This is a genomic window from Kitasatospora sp. NPDC088779, from assembly GCF_040685395.1.
Lineage (GTDB): Bacteria > Actinomycetota > Actinomycetes > Streptomycetales > Streptomycetaceae > Kitasatospora.
In genome coordinates this window covers 68,005-88,522 of the sequence record NZ_JBFBHW010000024.1, presented here as the reverse complement: position 1 = coordinate 88,522, position 20,518 = coordinate 68,005, and the positions used below count along the sequence as shown (strand labels likewise).

The 20,518-nt window shown below is 74.4% G+C and carries 19 protein-coding genes; 7 read left to right on the top strand and 12 right to left on the bottom strand.

Annotation, left to right across the window (positions count from 1 at the left end; translation table 11 throughout):
- Nucleotides 1-9: 9 nt before the first annotated feature.
- The 6 genes from AB0P03_RS22965 to AB0P03_RS22940 all read right to left on the bottom strand — a co-directional run bounded on the left by AB0P03_RS22965 (nt 10) and on the right by AB0P03_RS22940 (nt 6,952).
- Nucleotides 10-609, bottom strand: a complete 600-nt coding sequence (locus tag AB0P03_RS22965) for a GNAT family protein (protein WP_363587435.1) — start codon at nt 607-609, stop codon at nt 10-12.
- A 187-nt stretch (nt 610-796) separates the two neighbouring features.
- Nucleotides 797-1,480 carry a TNT domain-containing protein gene (locus tag AB0P03_RS22960; RefSeq protein WP_363586440.1) on the bottom strand — a complete coding sequence of 228 codons (684 nt, stop codon included), beginning with the start codon at nt 1,478-1,480 and terminating at the stop codon, nt 797-799.
- A 221-nt stretch (nt 1,481-1,701) separates the two neighbouring features.
- A complete protein-coding gene (locus AB0P03_RS22955; RefSeq protein ID WP_363586441.1) occupies nt 1,702-3,024 on the bottom strand; it encodes a geranylgeranyl reductase family protein in 1,323 nt (440 codons plus the stop codon).
- A 391-nt stretch (nt 3,025-3,415) separates the two neighbouring features.
- Entirely contained in the window at nt 3,416-4,516 is a 1,101-nt protein-coding gene (locus AB0P03_RS22950) for an ionic transporter y4hA (protein ID WP_363586442.1), read from the bottom strand.
- A gap of 91 nt (nt 4,517-4,607) precedes the next feature.
- Nucleotides 4,608-6,194 carry a serine/threonine-protein kinase gene (locus AB0P03_RS22945; protein WP_363630529.1) on the bottom strand — a complete coding sequence of 529 codons (1,587 nt, stop codon included), beginning with the start codon at nt 6,192-6,194 and terminating at the stop codon, nt 4,608-4,610.
- Nucleotides 6,191-6,952 (bottom strand): serine/threonine protein kinase, encoded by a 762-nt coding sequence (locus tag AB0P03_RS22940; protein WP_363586444.1) that lies wholly within the window; start codon nt 6,950-6,952, stop codon nt 6,191-6,193. Before AB0P03_RS22940 ends, AB0P03_RS22945 begins: the two co-directional genes overlap by 4 nt.
- Nucleotides 6,953-7,234: 282 nt before the next feature.
- On the opposite strand from AB0P03_RS22940, the gene AB0P03_RS22935 reads away from it, so the two are divergent.
- Both AB0P03_RS22935 and AB0P03_RS22930 read left to right on the top strand, forming a co-directional pair.
- On the top strand, nt 7,235-7,642 hold the full coding sequence (locus AB0P03_RS22935) for a hypothetical protein (protein ID WP_363630528.1): 408 nt from the start codon (nt 7,235-7,237) through the stop codon (nt 7,640-7,642).
- A gap of 275 nt (nt 7,643-7,917) precedes the next feature.
- The gene (locus tag AB0P03_RS22930; protein WP_363586446.1) at nt 7,918-8,700 is read left to right on the top strand and encodes a glucosamine-6-phosphate deaminase; all 783 of its coding nucleotides are present in this window, start codon (nt 7,918-7,920) and stop codon (nt 8,698-8,700) included.
- Nucleotides 8,701-8,777: 77 nt separating this feature from the next.
- Here the strand turns inward: AB0P03_RS22930 and AB0P03_RS22925 are convergent, their stop codons facing one another.
- The 3 genes from AB0P03_RS22925 to AB0P03_RS22915 all read right to left on the bottom strand — a co-directional run bounded on the left by AB0P03_RS22925 (nt 8,778) and on the right by AB0P03_RS22915 (nt 12,459).
- On the bottom strand, nt 8,778-9,908 hold the full coding sequence (locus AB0P03_RS22925) for a pyridoxal phosphate-dependent aminotransferase (protein ID WP_363630526.1): 1,131 nt from the start codon (nt 9,906-9,908) through the stop codon (nt 8,778-8,780).
- 7 nt (nt 9,909-9,915) lie between these two features.
- Nucleotides 9,916-10,650, bottom strand: a complete 735-nt coding sequence (locus AB0P03_RS22920) for a PAS domain-containing protein (RefSeq protein ID WP_363630525.1) — start codon at nt 10,648-10,650, stop codon at nt 9,916-9,918.
- A 159-nt stretch (nt 10,651-10,809) separates the two neighbouring features.
- Nucleotides 10,810-12,459 carry a YncE family protein gene (locus tag AB0P03_RS22915; RefSeq protein WP_363586449.1) on the bottom strand — a complete coding sequence of 550 codons (1,650 nt, stop codon included), beginning with the start codon at nt 12,457-12,459 and terminating at the stop codon, nt 10,810-10,812.
- Nucleotides 12,460-12,784: 325 nt separating this feature from the next.
- On the opposite strand from AB0P03_RS22915, the gene AB0P03_RS22910 reads away from it, so the two are divergent.
- The 5 genes from AB0P03_RS22910 to AB0P03_RS22890 all read left to right on the top strand — a co-directional run bounded on the left by AB0P03_RS22910 (nt 12,785) and on the right by AB0P03_RS22890 (nt 17,434).
- Complete coding sequence (locus tag AB0P03_RS22910) at nt 12,785-13,228, top strand: Rrf2 family transcriptional regulator (RefSeq protein WP_363586450.1); 444 nt, start codon at nt 12,785-12,787, stop codon at nt 13,226-13,228.
- Nucleotides 13,229-13,302: 74 nt separating this feature from the next.
- Nucleotides 13,303-14,481: a globin domain-containing protein gene (locus AB0P03_RS22905; RefSeq protein WP_363586451.1), complete on the top strand. Its 1,179-nt coding sequence runs from the start codon at nt 13,303-13,305 to the stop codon at nt 14,479-14,481.
- 105 nt (nt 14,482-14,586) lie between these two features.
- Nucleotides 14,587-15,348, top strand: a complete 762-nt coding sequence (locus AB0P03_RS22900; RefSeq protein WP_363630523.1) for a (Fe-S)-binding protein — start codon at nt 14,587-14,589, stop codon at nt 15,346-15,348.
- Nucleotides 15,345-16,790, top strand: coding sequence for a lactate utilization protein B (locus AB0P03_RS22895; protein ID WP_363630522.1), 1,446 nt, complete (start codon nt 15,345-15,347; stop codon nt 16,788-16,790). Before AB0P03_RS22900 ends, AB0P03_RS22895 begins: the two co-directional genes overlap by 4 nt.
- Nucleotides 16,787-17,434 carry an LUD domain-containing protein gene (locus tag AB0P03_RS22890; RefSeq protein WP_363630520.1) on the top strand — a complete coding sequence of 216 codons (648 nt, stop codon included), beginning with the start codon at nt 16,787-16,789 and terminating at the stop codon, nt 17,432-17,434. The genes AB0P03_RS22895 and AB0P03_RS22890 overlap by 4 nt, the downstream gene beginning before the upstream one ends.
- Nucleotides 17,435-17,458: 24 nt before the next feature.
- On the opposite strand, the gene AB0P03_RS22885 is transcribed toward AB0P03_RS22890, so the two are convergent.
- The 3 genes from AB0P03_RS22885 to AB0P03_RS22875 form a co-directional block, all read right to left on the bottom strand.
- A complete protein-coding gene (locus AB0P03_RS22885) occupies nt 17,459-18,316 on the bottom strand; it encodes a hypothetical protein (protein ID WP_363630518.1) in 858 nt (285 codons plus the stop codon).
- A 145-nt stretch (nt 18,317-18,461) separates the two neighbouring features.
- Nucleotides 18,462-19,289, bottom strand: a complete 828-nt coding sequence (gene ddaH / locus AB0P03_RS22880; protein WP_363586456.1) for a dimethylargininase — start codon at nt 19,287-19,289, stop codon at nt 18,462-18,464.
- A 227-nt stretch (nt 19,290-19,516) separates the two neighbouring features.
- Entirely contained in the window at nt 19,517-20,410 is an 894-nt protein-coding gene (locus tag AB0P03_RS22875) for an MBL fold metallo-hydrolase (RefSeq protein ID WP_363630517.1), read from the bottom strand.
- Nucleotides 20,411-20,518: the final 108 nt, after the last annotated feature.

Genomic DNA, 20,518 nt, shown 5'->3' with positions numbered 1-20,518 from the left:
CGAACCCGGCTACCCGGCGTCCGGGTCGGTGGCGAGGCGGGCGTGGAGGTGTTCGTCGACGTAGTCGCCGTCGCCGTAGCGGTAGGAGGCCCGGGTGGTGCCCTCGTGGCGGAAGCCGCCGCGGTCGGCGACGCGGCAGGAGGCCTCGTTGCCGACCGCGTGCCAGAGCTCGATGCGGCGGGCGTCGGCGGTGGCGACGGCCCAGCGGGTGACGGCGGTGACGGCGCGGGTGGCGATGCCCCGGCCGCGGACGGTGGGGAGCAGCCAGTAGCCGACCGTGGCGATGCCGTCCGACTGGTCGGTCCAGCCCAGGAAGGCGTTGCCGTGGAGGGTCCCGTCGAGGGCGTCGGTGATCGCGAAGGCGGCCGCGCGCCCCTCGGCCCAGCCGGTGTCGCAGCGGTCGAGGTAGGCCTCGGCGCCGGCCGGGTCGGCGATGCGCAGCGGGTTCCAGCGGGCGATCTCCGGGTCGGCCGCGGCCGCCACCAGGGCGGGGACGGTGCCGCCGGGCACGTCGAGGGCCCTGCCCCAGGGGCGCAGCGCGACGTCGCCCAGGTCGAGGGTGGCGGGCCGCAGGACGCGCCGCTCGGCGGAGGTCTCGGTAGTGCTCATCCGGCCTTCCTATCCCGCCCGCTCCGGTGCCCGCCAGCGAATTTTCCCGGCCGGCAATCCGCCCCCGCCCGGCCGGCGGGGGCGTGCGGCCCGGCCGGTGGTCGAGCGGCCCGGCGGTGACGCCCGGGACGTCCGGTGAGCGGGGCGGCGCACGGCGGGCCCGCCGTGCGCCGCCCGGACGGCCGGGTCAGACGATCCGGGACAGGTACCCGTTGTCGACCAGCCAGAGCACGTTCAGCTTGGCCGGGCCGCCGGGCAGCAGGCTCGCGTCGAGCTGGTACTGCAGGCCCCAGCCGGGCTGGCCGAACCACGGGGCGATCGGGCCGGCGTGCACCTTGAAGGGCTTGACCACCTTGTAGTCGTGGTAGTTGCAGCCCGCCGGCGGGGTGCCGTCGAGGCTCTGCGGCGGGATGGAGCGGGTGGAGTAGGGCAGTCCCTCGGGGGCGAGGAAGGCGCCGTACTCGCTGCCGTAGCGGTCGATGTTCTGGTTCGGGTAGAGCGTGAGATCGAACTCGACCGGGGTGCCGTCGGGCAGGGTGACGTAGCCGTCGGACGGCGGGTAGATCCAGCCGCCGGCGCCGTTGTTGCCGGCCGGGTCATAGTAGGTGGTGAGGAACTGCTGCTCGCTCAGGGAGCCGGTGCGCTGGTACCCGACGAGTTCCCTGCCGACCCGGCCGGTGGTGGGCAGGTCGGCGGGGCCGAGCCGCTTGTCACCCTGGTAGAAGTCGGCGGAGCACTCGTCGGAGGGCGTGGCGGCCCGGGCGGAGGTGCCCGCGGTGGCGGTGTCGGCCGCGGCGGCCGGGATGCTCGGGGCGATCAGGGCGGCGGCCGCGGCGAGTGGCGCGACGAGCAGGCGAAGGCGAAGGCGCACGGTGTCTCCGTCGTGAGGGGGGTCGCACGGAGGGGGCGTCCTGCTCACCCTCCGTGTCCGTTTCGGCACCAGGCAAGCGGATCAGCTGATCATCCGTCAACACGACCTGGCCGAAGGCGCACCGAATTCCCCGGTTCCGGCCAACCCCCGGACGCCGGACCGGTTCACCCGAAAGAATGAACGGTTCGGCACCGGCCGGACACTCCGGACGGCCGGCCCCGTCAGCGCCCCGGCGCGACCCGCCCGACCAGGTGGAGCAGCCGGTCGAGGGCGTCCTTGGAGTTGGGCTCGGTGAGGTTGACCATGAGCCGGAACGCCACCTTCAGCAGCGCCGGGTGGCCGAGCCCGGCGGCGCCGGCCGCGCCGAGCAGCCTGGGCCGGCCGAGCAGGTCGGCGGCGAGGCGGCCGAGCGCGAAGTAGCCGGCGTAGGCGGAGCGCAGCGCCTGCGGGTAGGCGCGCAGGGCCAGTTCGCGGCCGCGGTCGGTGCGCCGGGCGAGGGCCTGGACGATGGTCTCGGCGGCGTAGCGGCCGGATTCCATCGCGTAGGCGATGCCTTCGCCGGTGCCGGGGCTGACCGTGCCGCCGGCGTCACCGATGAGCAACAGGCCGTCGGCGTAGTGGGGTTGGCGGTTGAGGCCCATCGGGAGGGCGGAGCCGCGGACGGGCTCGGTGACGGCGTCGGGGGTGTAGCCGTACGCGGGCGGCAGGTTGTCGCACCAGCGGCGGAGCAGGTCGCGCCAGTCGAGGTCGACGTGGGCGGTGTCGAGGACCCCGAGGCCGACGTTGGCGGTGCCGTCGCCCATGCCGAACACCCAGGCGTAGCCGGGCAGCAGGCGGCGGGCGGGGTCGCCCGGGTCGCGCAGGTCGAGCCAGGCCTCCAGGTAGCGGTCCTGGTGGCGGGGGGTGGTGAAGTAGGTGCGGTAGGCGACGCCCATGGCGCGGTCGGTGCGGCGGTAGCGCTTCATCGCGACGGAGAGGCGGGTGGAGTTGCCGTCGGCGGCGACCACGACCGGCGCCTGGTAGCTGACGGGCCGGCGTTCGTCGCCGAGCTTCGCGGTGACGCCGGTGATCCGGCCGCTCCGCTCGTCCACCAACGGGCCCGCCACGTTGGCCCGTTCGATCAGCCGGGCGCCGGCCGAGGCGGCCCGGCGGGCGAGCAGTTCGTCGAAGTCGGCGCGCCGGCGGACGAGTCCGTGGCCGGGGTAGGCGGACAGCTCGGGCCAGTCGAACTCCAGCGCGCGCCGGCCCGAGATCAGCCGCAGCCCCTGGTTGTGCAGCCAGCCGGCCTGCTCGGAGACGTCGATGCCGAGGTCGGTCAACTGCTTGACGGCGCGCGGGGTGAGGCCGTCGCCGCAGACCTTCTCGCGCGGGAACGCGGACTTCTCCAGCAGCAGGACGTCCAGGCCGGTGCGGGCGAGGTGGTAGGCGGCGGTGGAGCCGGCCGGGCCTGCGCCGACCACGATGACGTCGGCGTTCTCCTCGGTCCGGGCGGGCCGGGGGGCCCGGCCGCCGTCTGCGGGCACCTGCTGCTCTGGGCCGGGCATCACGCACTCCCACGGGGTCGGATCGACTGCGGGCCCGACGGGGCCGCAGGGCTGCCCGGACGGACTCGGACAGGGTCATTCGGACAGGTTGTTCGGACGGGGCCATTCGGACGCGGCCGGACTCGGCGGTCCGAGACGGACGATAGAGAACCACGGCACCCGCCCGCCGCCCCGACACGCGGGCCCGCCCCGATGACCGGTCAATACCGGCCACGGGGGCGGCTGCGCGGTCACCCGCCGGGTCGGGGCCCGCCGTTGACCACCGCGCCGGAGACGGGGCCCGGCCCGTCGGCGGGCCGCGTCCGACACGCTCCCCCGGGAGACCACGGAGCCCCTGCCTCCGACGGCGGTGTCGGACGGCAGGGGCTCCGTGGAACTGCCACCGGCGGCGTCAGGGGTTGAGCGCCAGCACCACGTAGGCGGCCAGCACGGCGAGGTGCACGGCGCCCTGGAGCGGGGTGGCCCGGCGCGGGATGACCGTCAGGGTGCCGAGCACGACGGTCAGGGTCAGCAGCACCATGTGCGCCGGGCCGAGGCCGAGGACGAGCGGGCCGGAGAGCCAGGAGGAGGCGATCGCGACGGCCGGGATGGTCAGGCCGATGCTGGCGAGCGCCGAGCCGAGGGCCAGGTTGAGGCTGGTCTGCAACCGGTTGCGCAGGGCCGCGCGCAGCGCCGCGATGGTCTCCGGCAGCAGGACGAGCAGGGCGATCACGACGCCGACGACGGAGTGCGGCAGTCCGGCGTCGTCCACGGCGGACTCGATGGTCGGCGAGACGCCCTTGGCGAGGCCGACCACGGAGACCAGGGCCACGCCGAGCAGCAGCAGGCTGATCCAGGCGGCCCTGGCGGTCGGCGGCGCGGCGTGGTCCTCCTCGTCGAGCACCCGGCCCTCGGGGGTGACCGGCAGGAAGTAGTCCCGGTGCCGGAAGGTCAGGGTGGTCACGAACAGCCCGTACAGCACGATCGAGGCGGTGGCCGCGAAGACCAGCTGGGTGGTGGAGAACTGCGGGCCCGGGGAGCTGGTGGTGAAGGTCGGCAGCACCAGGCTGAGGGTCGCCAGGGTGCCGATGCAGGCGAGCGCGGCGCCGGTGCCCTCGGCGTTGAAGACGGCGGTCCGGTACTTGATCGCGGCGACCAGGATGGACAGGCCGAGGATGCCGTTGCAGGTGATCATCACGGCGGCGAACACGGTGTCCCGGGCCAGGGTGGCGGACTTGGAGCCGCCGTCGGCCATCAGCGTCACGATCAGCGCGACCTCGATCACGGTGACCGCCACCGCGAGCACGAGCGATCCGAAGGGTTCCCCGACCCGGTGCGCGATCACCTCGGCGTGGTGCACGGCGGCGAGCACGGCGCCGGCCAGGAAGCAGGCGACGACGCCCACCACCCAACCGGGCAGGTCCCGGTGCCAGGTCAGGGCGAGGACGACGAACGACACCACCGGAACGACGACGGTCCATTGCGCGGCGGCCGCGCGGAGCTTCGTGATCATGCCGCCGAGCATCCCAGACCGGGGGCCGCCCACCCGGTTGCCCGCGCCGGGATACGTAGGGATGTGGTACAACTCATCCCGTTTTGCCCGCTCACCCGCCGTAGTCGGCGAGGTACCGGAGCACCTTGTCGACGTGCGGGCGGACCCGTTCCGGGACGCCTCCGGCGGCCGCCACGGTCTTGTCGCTGGTCCGGTAGGCGGCGGTCACCAGGGCCGGCAGGTCGCGGGTGAGGCCCCGGTGCTTGAGCTGCTGGTCCAGCCAGCAGACGTAGTTGCCCATCGCGGCGATCGCGTCGCCCGGATCCAGGTAGGACTTGGGGCCGTCGTGGGCCGCGGCCTTCGCCCAGGCGTCGAAGACGGCGGGCGTCCACATGGCGATGCCGTACTCGCCGGTCTCGGGACGGGCCGCGTTCGGGTCGAAGCCGCTCTCGGCCTTGAGCATCGCGGCCAGCAGCGCCGGGGTGATCTCGGGCTCGGGGCAGCGCCGGGCGGCGACCTCGATCATGCCGCGGTAGGCCACCGGGACGTCGGAGCCGGCCGGGATCGCGCCGGGCAGCGGGGGCGCGGCCGGGTGGGCGGCCGACCCCACGGCAGGTACTGCCGCGCCATGCTCCGCGGCCTCCGGCTCGGGGGCCCCGGTCAGGGCGAGGACGGTGACGGCGCAGGCCAGCAGGCCGGTGGCGGCCCGCAGGGCGCCGCCGCGGCGGCAGGCCGGACGCGCGCCAGCCCGGGCGACCAGCGCGGCGAGGTCGGCGCGGGCCCGCTCCTCCCGCCCGGGGGCCAGGCAGGCGGTGACCACGGCCCGCCAGGGCCCGGGCAGCGCCTCGTCCAGCCGCAGCGGCGCCGCGCCGCGCGCGTACGCCTGGGCGGCCAGCGAGCGGGCCCGGGCGGTGGCACCGAGGAACGGGTGCAGGCCGCCGGTGAGCACCTGGTGGGCGATCACCCCGAAGGCCCAGATGTCGGCGCTGGGGCGCACCGCGACGCCGCGCGCGCCGGTGCGCTCGGACCACCACTCGGGCGGGACGTGGTCGGGCGAGCCGAGCGGCGGCGTGTAGGCGTGGGTGCCCTCCAGTTCGGCGGTGAGGCCGAAGTCCGCGATCTTGGCGGTGCCGTCGGGCATCAGCAGGATGTTGGCCGGTTTGAGATCCCCGTGCACCCAGCCGCCCCGGTGCATGTGGGTGAGCCCGGCGCAGACCTCGGTGAGGACGCGTCCGGCGCCGGGCACCGGGGTGCCGGGGCGGGCGGCGGCGAGGACGTCCTGGAGGCTGCGGGCGGCGCGTTCCATCACCAGGGCGACGGCGCCGTCCAGGCCGGGGTGGGCCGGGTCGTCGACGACCGTCACGGCGAGGGTGCGGATCAGGTGGGGGTGGTCCGCGCGGCGGCTGAAGCGCATCTCGCTGCGGGCGACCTCCGTCATGGTCCGCCGCTGGCCGGGGCTGAGCCGGGCGGGGCTGAGCAGTTTGACGGCGGCCGGGGCACCGTCGGGGCCTTCGGCCGCGTACACGCCGCCCCAGGCGCCGGCCCCGAGGTAGGCGCCGGTGCGGTAGCCCGCGAGCCGGTAGCCGGCCGGTACCTCGAACTGCTGGTCCGGCGGGGGCTGGTCCTTCTCCGGCACCCACTGCTCGGACGCCGGCTCGTCGGGCGGCTGCCCGTCGGGCGCCTGGCCGGCGGGCCTCACGGTCGGGCGGCCGGGCGCCGGGGCGGGAGCAGGGCCAGGTGCTCCTCCCGGACGAGGTCGAACTTCAGCGCCAGGGCCGCGAGTTCCTCGCGCTTGCCGCCGCCGGGGCCGTCCTCGTAGGGCTCGCGCAGCCGCAGCTTCGTCCACACCAGGTAGTCGATGTGGTAGTTGACCGCCGAGCGGGTCAGCCCGTGGCAGGAGGGCAGGGCGCGCAGCCGGGCCAGCACCTCCGTCACACCGGGGACGACGGCGGCGGAGGGCGAGCGCAGCCGGGGCTCGCAGAGCGCGAGCAGCACCAGGAAGTACTTGGCGGTCGGGTCGAGGGCGAACGGGCTGACGGTGAGTTCGCCGCCGACGCCGCCGGGCCGGCCCTCCAGGTAGGCGTGCTGCGGGGCGAAGACCTTGAACCAGGCGGGTTCGCCGAGGGCGGGCAGCAGCACCCGGGAGAACTCGAACGGCACGGGCGCGCCGAGCCGGCCGGGCGCCACCTTGACGTGCTCGCCCGCGCCCTCCAGGTTTTCCACCACGTAGGTGGCGGAGGTGCTGAAGTTGGACAGCCGCCAGTAGTCCTCGGCGGCGGTGACCTCCCCCGCGCGCCGGGAGACGCCCTGGTCGGGCAGGGGGATGGGGGCCGGACGGCCGGGCTCGCCGCGCCCGAACGCCGCGGCCTCGCCGGGGCCCATCCGCAGCAGGCCGGGCGGTTCGCCGGGTGCCATCACGGGCTCCCGGTCGGGCAGTTGCACGATGACCGTGTCCACGCCGACACCTCCGTGGTTCGGGTCGATGCTAACGGCCCGATTCGCCCCGACGGCAGTTCGCCACTCGGACGAGTGAAGGGACACCGCCAACCCGACCCGGGCGTCGCCGAGTTGCCCCCGGGCCGCCCACCTGCCGGTCCGTCGACCGCTCGACGGGTGGTTGCAGCACGTAGTTGAATGGTCACCTTGAGTGTGACGCAACACACACACGGCATGTCCACGTTCTGTGCAAGACTCATCTCAAGGAGTGAGATCCCCTTAATTTCCAAGGAGGTTCATATCATGCGCGCTCGGATCGCAGCTGTGACGATGATGGTGGCAGGGATAGCAGGCCTGGCGGCCGGACCGGCCATCGCGGCCCCGGCGACGACCGAGAACGAAGCGGTGGCCTGCGCCTCCGTGCTCAACAAGCCCTGCATCTCGCACCAGCACGACGGTGAGGGCTTCTTCGGTGTCGCCCAGGTCTCCGCCGACCCGCGCCAGTTGACGATGGTTCAGGTCGAGGTGCGGACCCAGAAGGCCTGGGGCAGCCCGTGGGAGACGATCGCCTCCGCGACCACCGTGCGCCTGGGCTCCGCGAAGGCGGTCACCCCGCGCGTCGTCACCACCGACCTGCGGATCATCTGCGCCACCGCCGGCCCGGCACTGGAGGCGACCCAGCAGGTCACCACCTGCACCAACCCGTTCTGACGGACCCCGCCGCTCCACCAGCACCGGGGCCCTCGATCGACCCGACCCACCCCATCCGCCGGGGCGCCCGCGCCCCGGCTCCAGGGCCGGCCGCCAGCGCACCCGGCGGCCGGCCCGTCGGCATGCGGCGCCCTCGCAGGTCGGCTCCCGGCGATCCGGGGCCGGCAGAGCGGCTCCGACCAGGGCCCGAGTGGACCTGGGGCACCCGTTCACGGCAAACTGGTCTAGACCTCAAGGGTCTAGACCAAGCACCCGGCTCAGAACGGTGGACCAGTATGGAAATCGTGATCGTCCCTGACGCCTCAGCGGCCGGCGAACTCATCGCCGCGGCGATCACCGATCTGCTGACCGGCAAGCCCGAGGCCCTGCTCGGCGTGGCGACCGGCTCGACGCCGCTGCCGATCTACCAGGCCCTCGCCGAGCGGGTCCGCGACGGCCGGCTCGACGCCTCCCGGGCGCGCATCTGCCAGCTCGACGAGTACGTCGGCCTGCCCGCCGGCCACCCCGAGTCCTACCGTTCGGTGGTGCTGCGCGAGGTCGTCGAGCCGCTGGGCCTGACCGAGGACTCCTTCCTCGGCCCGGACGGCAACGCGACGGACATCGCCGCGGCGGCCACCGCCTACGACCGCGCGCTGGCCGCGGCCGGCGGCGTGGACCTCCAGCTGCTCGGCATCGGCACCGACGGCCACATCGGCTTCAACGAGCCCTGCTCCTCGCTGGCCTCCCGGACCCGGATCAAGACGCTCACCCGGCAGACCCGGGAGGACAACGCCCGGTTCTTCGACAGCCTCGACGAGGTCCCGCACCACGTCATCACCCAGGGCATCGGGACCATCCTGGAGGCGCGCCACCTCGTCCTGCTCGCCACCGGCGAGGCCAAGGCCGAGGCCGTCGCCCTCTCCGTCGAGGGCCCGCTGTCCGCCGCCGTCCCCGCCTCGGCGCTGCAGCTCCACCCGCACGCCACCGTGGTGGTCGACGAGGCCGCCGCCTCCGGCCTCAAGCTCGCCGACTACTTCCGCGACACCTACGCCGCCAAGCCGGCCTGGCAGAAGCTCTGAGGTCGGCGGGCCCGTGCGGGAGGCAGTCGCCTCCCGCACGGGCCCGACCCACGTTCCTTCCCGGCAGCGCCCGGCGGTCAGCGCGTGCGGAGCCAGTCGCCGAAGGCCGCCAGGGCGGGGCCCGGATCGCGGCGCCCCAGGCCGATCCGGAAGCGGTCGGCGGGAGCGGGCGTCAGGTCGGAGTGGAACATGCTCGCGGGCAGCAGCAGGACGCCCGCCTGCTCGACCAGCGCGGTGCAGAAGTCCTCGACCCCGTCCGCCCCGAGGTAGCGCGGGTAGGCGACGCAGCCGCCGTCCGGGGCGCGCCACTCGAAGAGGTCGCCGAACTCGGCGAAGAACGCGTCGAACCGCGGCAGGTTCTCCGCGATGATCGCGCGGTTGCGCGCCAGGATCTGCTCGCGGGCGTTGATCGCGATGCGGGCCAGCACCTCGCTCGGCGCCGAGTTGCAGATCGTGGTGTAGTGCTTGGCCCGCTCCAGCCGGGAGCGCAACTCCTGGTCGCGGCAGGCGATCCAGCCGATCCGCAGGCCGGGCAGGCCGAGCGACTTCGAGGTGACGTTGAGCGAGAGGGCGCGCGCGGAGAGGTCGGCGGCCTGCGGCAGCGCCCGGGCCGGGTCGCGCTCCAGACCGCGGTAGACCTCGTCGGAGAAGAGCCGGATGCCGCGCTCGTCGCACAGCTCCACCAGACGCGTGAAGTCGGCCGCGGCGATGACCTTGCCGGTCGGGTTGTGCGGGAAGTTCACCGACAGCACCCGGGTGTTCGGGCGCAGTGCGGCCGTGACCGCGTCGAGGTCGAGCGCCCAGTCGTCCTTCTCGTCCAGGGCGACGCCGGTGACCTCGCAGAGGGAGAGCGGGATGGTCTCGGCGGACTGGTAGTTGGGGGTCACCACCACGGCGTGGTCGCTCCGGTCGAGGAGCACCTGCATGGCGAGGTTGAGCCCCTCCTGCGCGCCGCCGAAGCAGAGCACGTCGTCGGCGTCGACCTCCTGGTACATCCCGGCGATGGCGCGGCGCAGCTCCGGATCGCCGTAGGTCTCGGTGTAGCCGAGGGCGAGGCCGTCCCAGGCCCGGCGGTCCTCGGGGCCGGCCAGGGCGAGGAGTTCGGCCATCGTCATGGTCTGGGCGTCGGAGGCGGCGAGGTGGTGGCGGGCGCTGAACTCCCAGCGCGAGAAGTAGGTTTCGAGTCGGAAGTCGGGGAGCCTGGTCATCTCTCTGTCACTCGCTCTCGTCGGCGCCGGCGCCGGCGCCGGGGTGCCGGTGCTGGGGCTCGGGGGCCTGCTGGTTCTCAGGGGCCTGCCAGGACTCAGGGGCTTGCCGGGGCTCGGGGGCCTGCTTGAGCTCGGCGAGCAGGGTGTAGGCGGTCGAACGGGAGACCCGCAGTGCGGTGGCGACGGCCGGGACGGCGCGGCGGACCGCGAACACCCCGGCCTGGTCGAGTTCGCGCAGGACGGCGAGCCGGTCCTCACGGCCGAAGCGTTCGAGCGGGCGACCGTGCGCGCGGACGTAGCCGCCGATCACGTCGTTCATCCGCTCCGTCCAGTCGCGCTCGAAGAGCGGTTCGGGGCGGGGCGCGGTGGGCGCGGCGAAACCCGCCAGCAGGGCGGCAGCGTGCTCCAGCGGGCCCCGGTCGAGGTTGACGCAGAGCACCGCCGAGGGCCGTCCGGCGTCGTCGCGCAGCACGGCGCTGACGGAGGAGAGCCGGCGCCCGTCGGGCAGCAGCTTCTCGTAGGGCCCGTAGACGTCCGGGGCGGACGGGTCGAGGGTGTCCAGTTCGCCGAGCAGCGACGGGTCACCGGGGGTGCGGGGGGTCATCGGGTTCCAGATGGCCAGCACCCGGTCGGCGGTGGCGTCGTGCAGCACCACCTCGGCGTACGGCCCGAGCAGCAGGGCCACGGCGCGGCAGACCGGTGTCCAGGTCCGGACGCGCGGGTCGGGGGTTTCGGTGGTCATGCTCGGACTGTACGTCCAGGCCAGACGTTTAGTCCAGACGATTCACCCGCGACGTTTCGTTCAGGCGTTTCGTTCAGCCGTTTCGTCCGGGCATCCGGCACCTGCGGCGACGACGAAGGCCCCGCCGACGCAGGCGGGGCCTTCGGTGCTCGGGGAGGGTCAGTGGCAGGTGATCAGCAGTCCGAGGACGGCGGTGCAGCTGCGGGTGTCCCGGCTGGTGGCCGGGGTCGGGTCGGCGGGCACGCCGGCGGTGCGGGCCACCGTGACGTCGAAGCTGCGGATCAGGCTGAGCAGGCCGACCGAGATCGAGAAGTGCCGGGTGGTGCTCGCCCCCTTGGCGAGCGGCCCGGTGAGCTTGCAGGTGAGCTTGGTGCCCGCGATGGTGCAGTCGCTGGAGGTCGCCGCGAGGCCGGCCGGGAGGTCGGCGGAGACGGTGCCCGAGGTCAGCGTGTCGGGGCCCTGGCCGGTCAGCGTGACGGTGTAGTCGACCCGGCCGCTCAGCAGGTTGGACACCGGCGTGGCGGTCAGGGCGACGCCGAGGTGGGCACTGGGGGCCGTGTAGCTGAAGCGGTCGGCGGCGACGGCGGCGCTGGTGCCGCCGGGCGTGGTGACCCGGACGTCCACCGGCCCGGTCACCGCGGTGGCGGGGGCGGTGGCGGTGCAGCTGGTCCTGGTGCAGTTGAAGGCGGTGGCGGCGCCCGCCGCGCCGAAGGTCACGGCGGTGGCGCCGTTCAGGTCGGTGCCGGTGACGGTCACCGTCGTGCCGCCGACCCCCGAGCCGCCGGACGGACTGATCCCGGTGACGGCCGGGACGGGCAGCGGGAAGTCGAGCACGTCGACGGCGCCGCCGGTGAAGTCGGTGAGGTAGCCGCGCCGGCCGTCGCCGGTGATCGCCAGGCTGTACGGGCTCGCGCCGACCGGGACGGTCGCGGTGACCGTCCGGCTGGCGGTGTCCACGACGCTGACCGTGTTGTCGGCGTAGTTGGAGACGTACGCGGCGCTGCCGTCCGGGGCGAGCGAGACGGCGTACGGGCCGGCGCCGACGGCGACGGTGCCGACGAGCGTGTTGCCGGTGGTGTCGAGGACGCTGGCGGTGGCGTCGTCGGCGTCGGCGGCCCACAGCCGGGTGCCGTCCGGGCTGAGCGCGAGACCGAAGACGCTGCGGCCGACGGGAACGGTGGCGCTCACCGTGCTGCTCGCGGTGTCGATCACGTTCACCGCCTTCGCGCCGGAGGCGGCGACGTAGAGCCGCTTGCCGTCCGCCGAGACGGCCAGCCCGTGCGGCTCGGCGCCGACCGGGACGGTGGCGGTGACCGTGTTGGTGGTGGTGTCCAGCACGCTCACGGTGTCGGCCCCGGCGTTGCCGACGTAGGCGCGCGAGCCGTCCGCGGAGAGCGCGAGGCCCCACGGCTGGGCGCCGACCGGGACGGTGGCCGTCACGGTGTTGCTCGTGGTGTCCACGACGCTGACGGTGCCGTCGAGGTGGTGGGTCAGGTACGCCCGGTGCCCGTCGGGGGACAGGGCGACCGCGTAGGAGCCGGTGCCGGCGGTGAAGGTGGCGGCCACCGTGTTGCTCGCGGTGTCCAGCACGCTCACGGTGCCGCTGCTCTGGCTCGTCACGTAGGCGTGGCCGCCGTCCGGCGTGAGCGCCACGCCCGCCGGGTAGGGCGCCACCGGCACGTGCGCCTTGACGGTCGGCGGCGGTGTGGCGGCCTCGGCGGTGGCGGGCTGCGACAGCAGTGCGGCCGTGGCCGCGGCTATCGCGGTCACGGCCGTCCAGGTGCGCCCGGGTGCGCGACGTGTTCTCACGAGTCTCTCCAGCATGGTCGGTCAAGGGATGCAACGCCGGTCGCTCCAGCCCCCTGCGGATCCGGAGCCGCACGAAGCGTAGAAGCCGGTATGACCATCCGTCAGGGGCTGATCGGTAATGTCGCCAACTGTTCAGATTCGACCGAGATTCGGACAGAAGCCACCCCGCCGGCCGCGCCCCGTCGCGACCAGGGACTGGCCGGGGGCGGGGCGCGGGCCGACCGTGGATGGGTCATGGGTCGGTCGGGGGCCGGTCGGGGGCCGGTCGGGGCGGGGGCGTGCAGGAAATTGGAGTTGTGGAGTCGCATTCGATAGCGTTTCGAACGTGAGGCTGACCAAGAGCACCGACATCGCCCTGCGGATCGCCATGCGGCTGGCCGTCCTGAGCGAGGACGCCAACCCGACCACCCGCGAGGTGGCCGAGGCGGTCGGCGTGCCGTACACCCACGCGGCGAAGGTGGTCAGCCGCCTGCAGCACCTCGGCGTGGTGGAGGCCCGGCGCGGGCGCGGCGGCGGGCTGCTGCTCACCTTCGCCGGGCGGACCGGCTCACTCGGGCTGCTCCTGCGCGAGCTGGAGGGGGTCGGCGACGTGGTCGGCTGCGAGGACGACCCGCCGTGCCCGCTGCGGGCCGCGTGCCGTCTGCGCGGTGCGCTGCGGACCGCCCAGGAGGCGTTCTTCGCCGCACTCGACCCGCTCAGCATCGACGACCTGGTGGCCGCACCCACCGGCCCGGTGCTGCTCGGCCTCACCGCCAGACCCACCGACTGATCCCCCACCCCCCGGGGCCGGGCTCACGCACGGCCTTTAATGCGAATCTCACATACCAGTTAGGAGCCGGACTGATGCTGTCCGCCAAGTCCGCCGAGGTCATCGAGGCCACCCTGCCCGTCGTGGGCGGCGCCATCGGAGACATCACCCCGCTCTTCTACGACCGTATGTTCGCCGCCCACCCGGAGCTGCTGCGCGACCTGTTCAACCGCGGCAACCAGGCCAACGGCACCCAGCGGCAGGCGCTCGCCGGGTCGATAGCCGCCTTCGCCGGCGCGCTGGTCGCCCACCCCGACCAGCGGCCGGACGCGATGCTCGCCCGGATCGCCCACAAGCACGTCTCCGTCGGAATCGACAGCAGCCAGTACCGGATCGTCCACGAGCACCTCTTCGCCGCCATCGTCGAGGTGCTCGGCGAAGCCGTCACGCCCGAGGTCGCCGCCGCCTGGGACGAGGTGTACTGGCTGATGGCCAACGCCCTCGTCGCCGTCGAGGACCGGCTGCGCGCCGAGGCCGCCGCCGGCGGCGACCAGGCCGACCTCTGGCGCCCCTACACCGTCGTCGCCCGCTACCAGGAGACCGACACCGTCACCAGCTTCCTGGTGCGCCCCGCCGACGGCGGCCCCGTCCCCGCCGCCCGGCCCGGCCAGTACGTCTCGGTGCGCACCGAACTGCCCGACGGCGCCCGGCAGATCCGCCAGTACAGCCTCTCCGGCACCGCCGACGGCGCGCTGCGCTTCACCGTCAAGCGTGAGCCCGGCGGCGAGGTCTCCGCCCACCTGCACGACCACCTGCACACCGGCGGCCTCGTCCACCTCGCGCCCCCGCTCGGCGACATCGCCCTCGCCGACGGCGACGGGCCGGTGCTGCTCGCCTCCGCCGGCATCGGCAACACCCCGATGACCGCCATGCTCGACCACCTCGCCGCCACCGGCTCCGCCCGGCAGGTCGTCTCGGTGCACGGCGACCGCGACCAGCTCACCCACGCCTTCCGCGCCGACCTCGCCCAGCTCACCGCCAAGCTGCCGAACGCCACCGCCCACGTCTTCTACGAGCGGCCGCTCGGCGACTGGCCCGCCGAGCGCACCGGCCTGGTCGACCTCGCCACCGTCGACGTCCCGGCCGGCACCACCGCCTACCTGTGCGGCCCGCTGCCCTTCCTGCGCGCCGTCCGCGAGCAGCTCCTCGCGGCGGGCGTCCCGGCGGCGGACATCCACTACGAGGTGTTCGGCCCCGACCTCTGGCTCGCCTGAGATCCCCTGGGACCCCACGAGGTCCCCGAGATCCCCCGCCCCGGCCGGCCCGCTCGGTACGATCGCGAGCGGGCCGGCCGGTGTCGCCGGACGAAGGGAGGGCCGATGCGGGTCGCACTGTTCGCCACCTGCGTCAACGACGCTCTGTTCCCCGCCACGGCGGTCGCCACCGTCCGGCTGCTCGAACGCCTCGGCGTGACCGTGGACTTCCCCGCCGGGCAGACCTGCTGCGGGCAGCCGCAGTACAACACCGGCTACCGGCGGGCGTGCGAGCCGCTGCTGCGGCGCACCGCACGGGCCTTCACCGGGTACGAGCACGTGGTGACGCCCTCCGGATCGTGCGTGGCCATGGTCCGGGACAACTACCCGCGGATCGGAGCCCGGGCCGCCGCCGACGGCCGGGGCGGCGAACTCGACTCCATGGCCGCCGCGTTGACGCCCCGGGTGTACGAGCTGACCGAGTTCCTCACCGACGTGCTCGGCGTCGAGGACGTCGGCGCGCACTTCCCGCACACCGTCACCTACCACCCCTCCTGCCACGGCCTGCGGGTGCTCGGCCTCGGCGAACGGCCGCTGCGGCTGCTGCGCGCCGTCCGGGGACTGGAACTGGTCGAACTGCCCGGCGCCGAGGAGTGCTGCGGCTTCGGCGGCACCTTCGCGGTCAAGAACGCGGCCGTCTCGGCGGCCATGGCCGAGGACAAGATCGCCCACGCGCTCGGCACCGGCACCCAAGTCCTGTGCGGCGCCGACAACTCCTGTCTGCTGCACCTCGGCAGCACGCTGCGCCGCAGGGGCGCGGCCCTGCGCCCGCTACACCTGGCGGAGATCCTCGCCAGCACCGAGGAACACCCGTGGAGGCCCGCATGACCGGCACCTTCCTCGGCATGCCCGCCTTCCGGCAGGCGGCCTCTCCGCAGGCGACCTTCCCACAGGCCGCAGCGGCGGCCGTCCGGGACGAACGGCTGCGCGCCAACCTGCGGCACGCCACCCACACCATCCGGGACAAACGGGCCCGCGCCGTCGCCGAACTCGACGACTGGGCCGAACTGCGTGCGGCCGGCAAGGCGATCAAGGACCACACGCTGCGCCATCTCGACCGCTACCTCGTCCAGTTGGAGGAGGCCGTCACCGCGGTCGGCGGCATCGTGCACTGGGCGGCCGACGCCGACGAGGCCAACCGGATCGTCGCCGACCTGGTCCGCGCCACGGGAGAGACGGAGGTCGTCAAGGTCAAGTCGATGGCCACCCAGGAGATCCGGCTCAACGAGGCGCTCGCCGCCGAGGGGATCACCGCGTACGAGACCGATCTCGCCGAGCTCATCGTGCAGTTGGGCGAGGACCGGCCCTCGCACATCCTGGTGCCCGCGATCCACCGCAACCGCGCCGAGATCCGGGAGATCTTCGCCGAACGGATGGCCGCCTGGGGCCGCCCCGCACCCGAGGGACTGACCGACTCCCCCGCCGAACTCGCCGAAGCGGCCCGGCTGCACCTGCGGGAGAAGTTCCTGCGCGCCCGGGTCGCCGTCTCCGGCGCCAACTTCATGGTCGCCGAGACCGGCACCCTGGTGGTCGTCGAGTCCGAGGGCAACGGCCGGATGTGCCTCACCCTGCCGCGCACGCTGATCTCCGTGGTCGGGATCGAGAAGGTCGTACCGACCTGGCAGGACCTGGAGGTCTTCCTGCAGCTGCTCCCCCGCTCCTCCACCGCCGAGCGGATGAACCCGTACACCTCGCTCTGGACCGGCACCACGGAAGGCGACGGCCCGTCCGCCTTCCACCTCGTGCTGCTCGACAACGGGCGCACCGCCGCGCTCGCCGACCAGGTCGGCCGCCAAGCGCTGCGCTGCATCCGCTGCTCGGCCTGCCTCAACGTCTGCCCGGTGTACGAGCGGGCCGGCGGCCACGCCTACGGCTCGGTCTACCCGGGCCCGATCGGCGCCATCCTGACACCCCAACTGCGCGGCACCACCAGCCCCTTGGACTCCTCACTGCCGTACGCCTCCTCACTCTGCGGGGCCTGCTACCAGGTCTGCCCGGTGGCGATCGACATCCCCGAGGTGCTGGTGCACCTGCGCGAGCGGGTCGCCGAGCAGGGCGGGCACCCGCTGGAGCGGGCCGCGATCGCGGCCTCCGGGTACGTGCTCGACCACCCGGCGGCGCTCGGGGCCGCCGAGCGGCTCGCCGGGCGCACCCGCGCGCTGCACCCTCGCCGACTGCCCGGCCCGGGCCGGGCCTGGACCGACACCCGGGACCTCCCGGAGCTGCCCGCCGAACCGTTCCGCGACTGGTGGCGGAGGAACCGCTCATGACCTCACGGGAGTTGATCCTCGCCCGGATCCGCGCCGCGCTCGCCGACCCCGCCCCCGGCCGGGACCGGGCAGCGGAGGAGCCGGTCGCCCGGGACTACCTGCGCACGCACAGTCCGGACGGTCCGGCGGCCCTGCTCGACCTGCTGCACCACAACCTGGCCGACTACCGGGCCCGGGTGCACCGCTGCACCGAGGCCGAACTGCCCGCCGTCCTGGCCCGGTTGCTGGCCGAACGGGGCAGCCGCACGGTCGCCGTGCCGCCCGGCCTGCCGCCCGCCTGGCTCAGCGCCACCGCCGTCACGGCCGTCCCCGACGACGGCACGCTCACCGCCGCCCGGCTCGACGCCGTGGACAGCGTCGTCACCGGCTGCGCGCTCGCGATCGCCGAGACCGGGACGATCGTGCTGGACGCCGGGCCGGGCCAGGGGCGGCGGCTGCTCACCCTCGTCCCGGACCACCACCTGTGCGTCGTCCGGGCACCCGGGCAGGTCGTCGCCTCCGTGCCGCTCGCACTGCCCCGGCTCGACCCGGCCCGCCCGCAGACCTGGATCTCCGGGCCGTCCGCGACCAGCGACATCGAGCTCGACCGGGTCGAGGGCGTGCACGGCCCGCGCACCCTGGAGGTGCTGCTGGTCGAGGGCTGACCGCGCCGACCGGGCCGCGGCGACTCAGCTCATCGTCACCTCGCTGTACCGGTCGCCCTGGGAGCTGTCCCAGGCCACCTGCACCCGGCAGTCGACCGGCCGCCCGGAAGCGGCCAGTCCCTGCCCCGCGATGGCCGCCGACGGGTCGGCCAGCGTGCTGAACAGGCCGCCCGCCGGCGGGGCGCCGCCAGGTGTGAAGCCAAGGTCCGCGGGCGCGACGGCCGTGGGGTAGAACACCGCCCGGCCCGTGATCGTGTACGTCCCCCGCGTGGTGTCCTTGCGTTTGCGGCCGGGGATGACCGAGCACAGCGAGAAGGTGTCCTCGGCACCGTCCGAGACGTTGCCCGCCGCGTCGACCGTCCACAGCTCCCAGTAGCGGGCGACCGTGGCGTGGGCGCTCGACCCCTTCGCGGTGATGTACGAGTCGATCCGGCTGCCCGACATCGCGTTCCAGTCCGTGCCGTCCCATTCCTCCACGGCGAAGACGCGGTTGATCTCCTGGATGATGACGCCCTGCTGGGGCGCGGCGACGCTCAACTGCCGCCTGCGCTCGAAGTAGCCGCACTCGCCTTCCAGGTCGTCGGCCGTCAGATGGGTGAGCGCGATCTGCGTCGCCGGCCCGGCTCCGGGCGTGGGGGCCCGCTGGACCGACACCCCCGCGCCGCCGGAGGCGTCGTGGCCGTGTCGCTGCTGCTCGACCAGCCGGGCCACCGCGGCGTTGCCGAGGGTGCGTTGCAGGGGCAGCGCCGTCGAAGGGGACAGCGGGCCGACGGCCGCGGCCTCCCGGGCGCCCTCGGCCGGGAGGTCCGTGCTCCGGCGCTCGGACGCGGCCCTGCGCCGCCGCGCCGCCTCGTCCTCGGATGCGGAAGCCTGATCGCGCATGTGGCCCTCCTGTCGGCACGGCACCGCCCCGGATGCCCTGGCCAACCTCTACCGGACGGCGGGGCGGCCGGGAAGGTCCGCGAGGGCAGCGCGAAGGGCAGTGCGAAGGGCAGTGCGAAGGGCAGTGCGGACGGCAGGGTCCGATTCAGGCGGGCCGCAGCTCCAGCGTGCAGCACTTGGCTCCGCCGCCGCCCTTCAGCAGCTCCGAGACGTCCACCGGGACCGGCTGGTAGCCGTGCTCGACGAGCCGCCCGGCCAGGTGTTTCGCGGCCTCGGGCAGCAGCACCCGGCGCCCGTCCGAGACCGCGTTGAGGCCGAACACCTCGGCGTCGGCCCGGTCGGCGAGGATCGCGTCCGGGTACAGGGTGCGCAGCACGGCCCGGCTGTCGGCGTCGAAGGCCTCCGGGTAGTACATGACGTGGTCGTCGGCGAGCACGGCCAGCGCCGTGTCCAGGTGGTAGAAGCGCGGGTCGACCAGGGTCAGGCCGACCACCGGGACGCCGAAGAACTCGCCCGCCTCGGCGTGCGCGGCCCGGGAGGTGCGAAAGCCCGTCCCGGCGAGCACCCGGCCGCCGGCCACCAGGTGATCGCCCTCGCCCTCATTGACGTGCCCGGCGCGGTGCACCTCGCGGTAGCCGTGCGAGCGGAACCAGGCCTGGTAGGCCTCGGACTCGGCGGCCCGCTCCGGGTAGCGGAAGGTCGCGACCAGCGCCCGGCCGTCCAGCACGGTCGCGCCGTTGGCGGCGTAGACCATGTCGGGCAGGCCGGGCACCGGGTCGATCAGCTCGACGGTGTGGCCGAGGCGGCGGTACAGCCAGTACAGCCGCTCCCACTGGCGGATGGCGAGCGCGGTGTCGGTGGGCTGCGCCGGGTCCATCCACGGGTTGATCGCGTAGTCGACGGTGAAGTACGTCGGCCGGCACATCAGGTAGCGCCGCGGCCTGGCAGTGCGCTCCGGGGTCTGCGTGGGCATTCCTCAACCGTCCTCGGGTGCAGGGGAGTTCGGGGATTCCGTTCCCCAGGCCGCTGCCCCGGCGGGGCTGTTCGCACACCCGCGCGGGCGCCCCCGGCGGGCGCAGGCCCCCGCGCACCCGGCGCGGGCTCCGGCGCACGCGCGGCCGATCGCCACGGGCCGGACCGCACCGAGCGTCACGGGGACGCGCCGCGCCGAACGTCACGAGGACGGGCCGCGCCGAGGTGTCACCAGCGGACCGCGCCGAAGTCCACCGGTGCGGGCCGCAGGCCCCGGCAGCGGTCGGCGAGCGCCCGCAGCCGGGCCGCCGCCTCCTCGGCGGGCATCCGGTGCCGCTGGCCGTGGCCGGGCAGCAGCCACTCGAAGCGCAGCGCGTCCAGGCTGCGGTCCAGCGAGGTGGAGAGCTCCTCGATCGAGTACCAGGTGACGGTGTCGTACACCTCCAGGTCACCGGTGGTGCGGGACCAGTACAGGGTGTCGCCGGTGAAGCAGTACCGCTCGTCGACCAGGTACAGCACGCTGCCGCGGGTGTGGCCCGGGAAGGGGTGGGCGGTGACGCCGGGGGCGACCTCCACCGGTTCGACGCCGCGCAGCACCCGGTCGGCGTCGGGCGCGGCGTCCAGGTCACCCTCGTGGATCCAGAGCCGGGCGCCGAGCCGGTCGGCGTACGCCCGGCCGTGCGCCGCGTGGTCGCGGTGCGTCAGCAGGATGTCGGTGACCGGGCCGAGGACCTCGTACCGGGCCGCGAGCGGCTCGGCGTAGCGGGGCGTGTCGACCATCAGCCAGCCAGCGGGACGGCGGCAGAGGTAGGAGTTGGCCCCGGCGTTGTGGCGGGAGTTGTGGCCGAGCAGCAGCAGGCTGTCGTCGAGGGCCAGCGGGAAGGGGTCGGTGGCCGGGTCGAGCGGGCCGGTGCCCGGCCGGATGGAGCGGGTCGGGCAGGCGTGGGCGGCGGCGAGCAGCTGGCGGTGCTCGGCCTCGTCGCGCGGCTGGCGGACCAGCTCGGAGCGGCCGGCGCGCTCACGGATCAGTCCTGGCGCGAGCTGCCGGGCCACGTCGCAGTTGGTGCAGCGGTCGTCGACGGACCACTGCCCGGGCAGACCGGAGGTCGGATTCAGAGCCATGGATGTCTTCCCCCTGGAAGGACGGCGGCCGGGCCGGCCGCGCCCTTCGAGCATCGTCCGGGCGGGCCCAAAAGCGGAAGGGGGCGGGATCTTGCGGTTTCCGGGGGC

What these genes read in the sequence shown, in the direction of transcription:
- AB0P03_RS22965 (WP_363587435.1), bottom strand. Translation starts at nt 609, where the DNA reads ATGAGCACTACCGAGACCTCCGCCGAGCGGCGCGTCCTGCGGCCCGCC.
- AB0P03_RS22955 (WP_363586441.1), bottom strand. Translation starts at nt 3,024, where the DNA reads ATGCCCGGCCCAGAGCAGCAGGTGCCCGCAGACGGCGGCCGGGCCCCC.
- AB0P03_RS22950 (WP_363586442.1), bottom strand. Translation starts at nt 4,516, where the DNA reads ATGATCACGAAGCTCCGCGCGGCCGCCGCGCAATGGACCGTCGTCGTT.
- AB0P03_RS22935 (WP_363630528.1), top strand. Translation starts at nt 7,235, where the DNA reads ATGCGCGCTCGGATCGCAGCTGTGACGATGATGGTGGCAGGGATAGCA.
- AB0P03_RS22930 (WP_363586446.1), top strand. Translation starts at nt 7,918, where the DNA reads ATGGAAATCGTGATCGTCCCTGACGCCTCAGCGGCCGGCGAACTCATC.
- AB0P03_RS22925 (WP_363630526.1), bottom strand. Translation starts at nt 9,908, where the DNA reads ATGACCAGGCTCCCCGACTTCCGACTCGAAACCTACTTCTCGCGCTGG.
- AB0P03_RS22920 (WP_363630525.1), bottom strand. Translation starts at nt 10,650, where the DNA reads ATGACCACCGAAACCCCCGACCCGCGCGTCCGGACCTGGACACCGGTC.
- AB0P03_RS22905 (WP_363586451.1), top strand. Translation starts at nt 13,303, where the DNA reads ATGCTGTCCGCCAAGTCCGCCGAGGTCATCGAGGCCACCCTGCCCGTC.
- AB0P03_RS22900 (WP_363630523.1), top strand. Translation starts at nt 14,587, where the DNA reads ATGCGGGTCGCACTGTTCGCCACCTGCGTCAACGACGCTCTGTTCCCC.
- AB0P03_RS22895 (WP_363630522.1), top strand. Translation starts at nt 15,345, where the DNA reads ATGACCGGCACCTTCCTCGGCATGCCCGCCTTCCGGCAGGCGGCCTCT.
- AB0P03_RS22890 (WP_363630520.1), top strand. Translation starts at nt 16,787, where the DNA reads ATGACCTCACGGGAGTTGATCCTCGCCCGGATCCGCGCCGCGCTCGCC.
- AB0P03_RS22885 (WP_363630518.1), bottom strand. Translation starts at nt 18,316, where the DNA reads ATGCGCGATCAGGCTTCCGCATCCGAGGACGAGGCGGCGCGGCGGCGC.
- ddaH (WP_363586456.1), bottom strand. Translation starts at nt 19,289, where the DNA reads ATGCCCACGCAGACCCCGGAGCGCACTGCCAGGCCGCGGCGCTACCTG.
- AB0P03_RS22875 (WP_363630517.1), bottom strand. Translation starts at nt 20,410, where the DNA reads ATGGCTCTGAATCCGACCTCCGGTCTGCCCGGGCAGTGGTCCGTCGAC.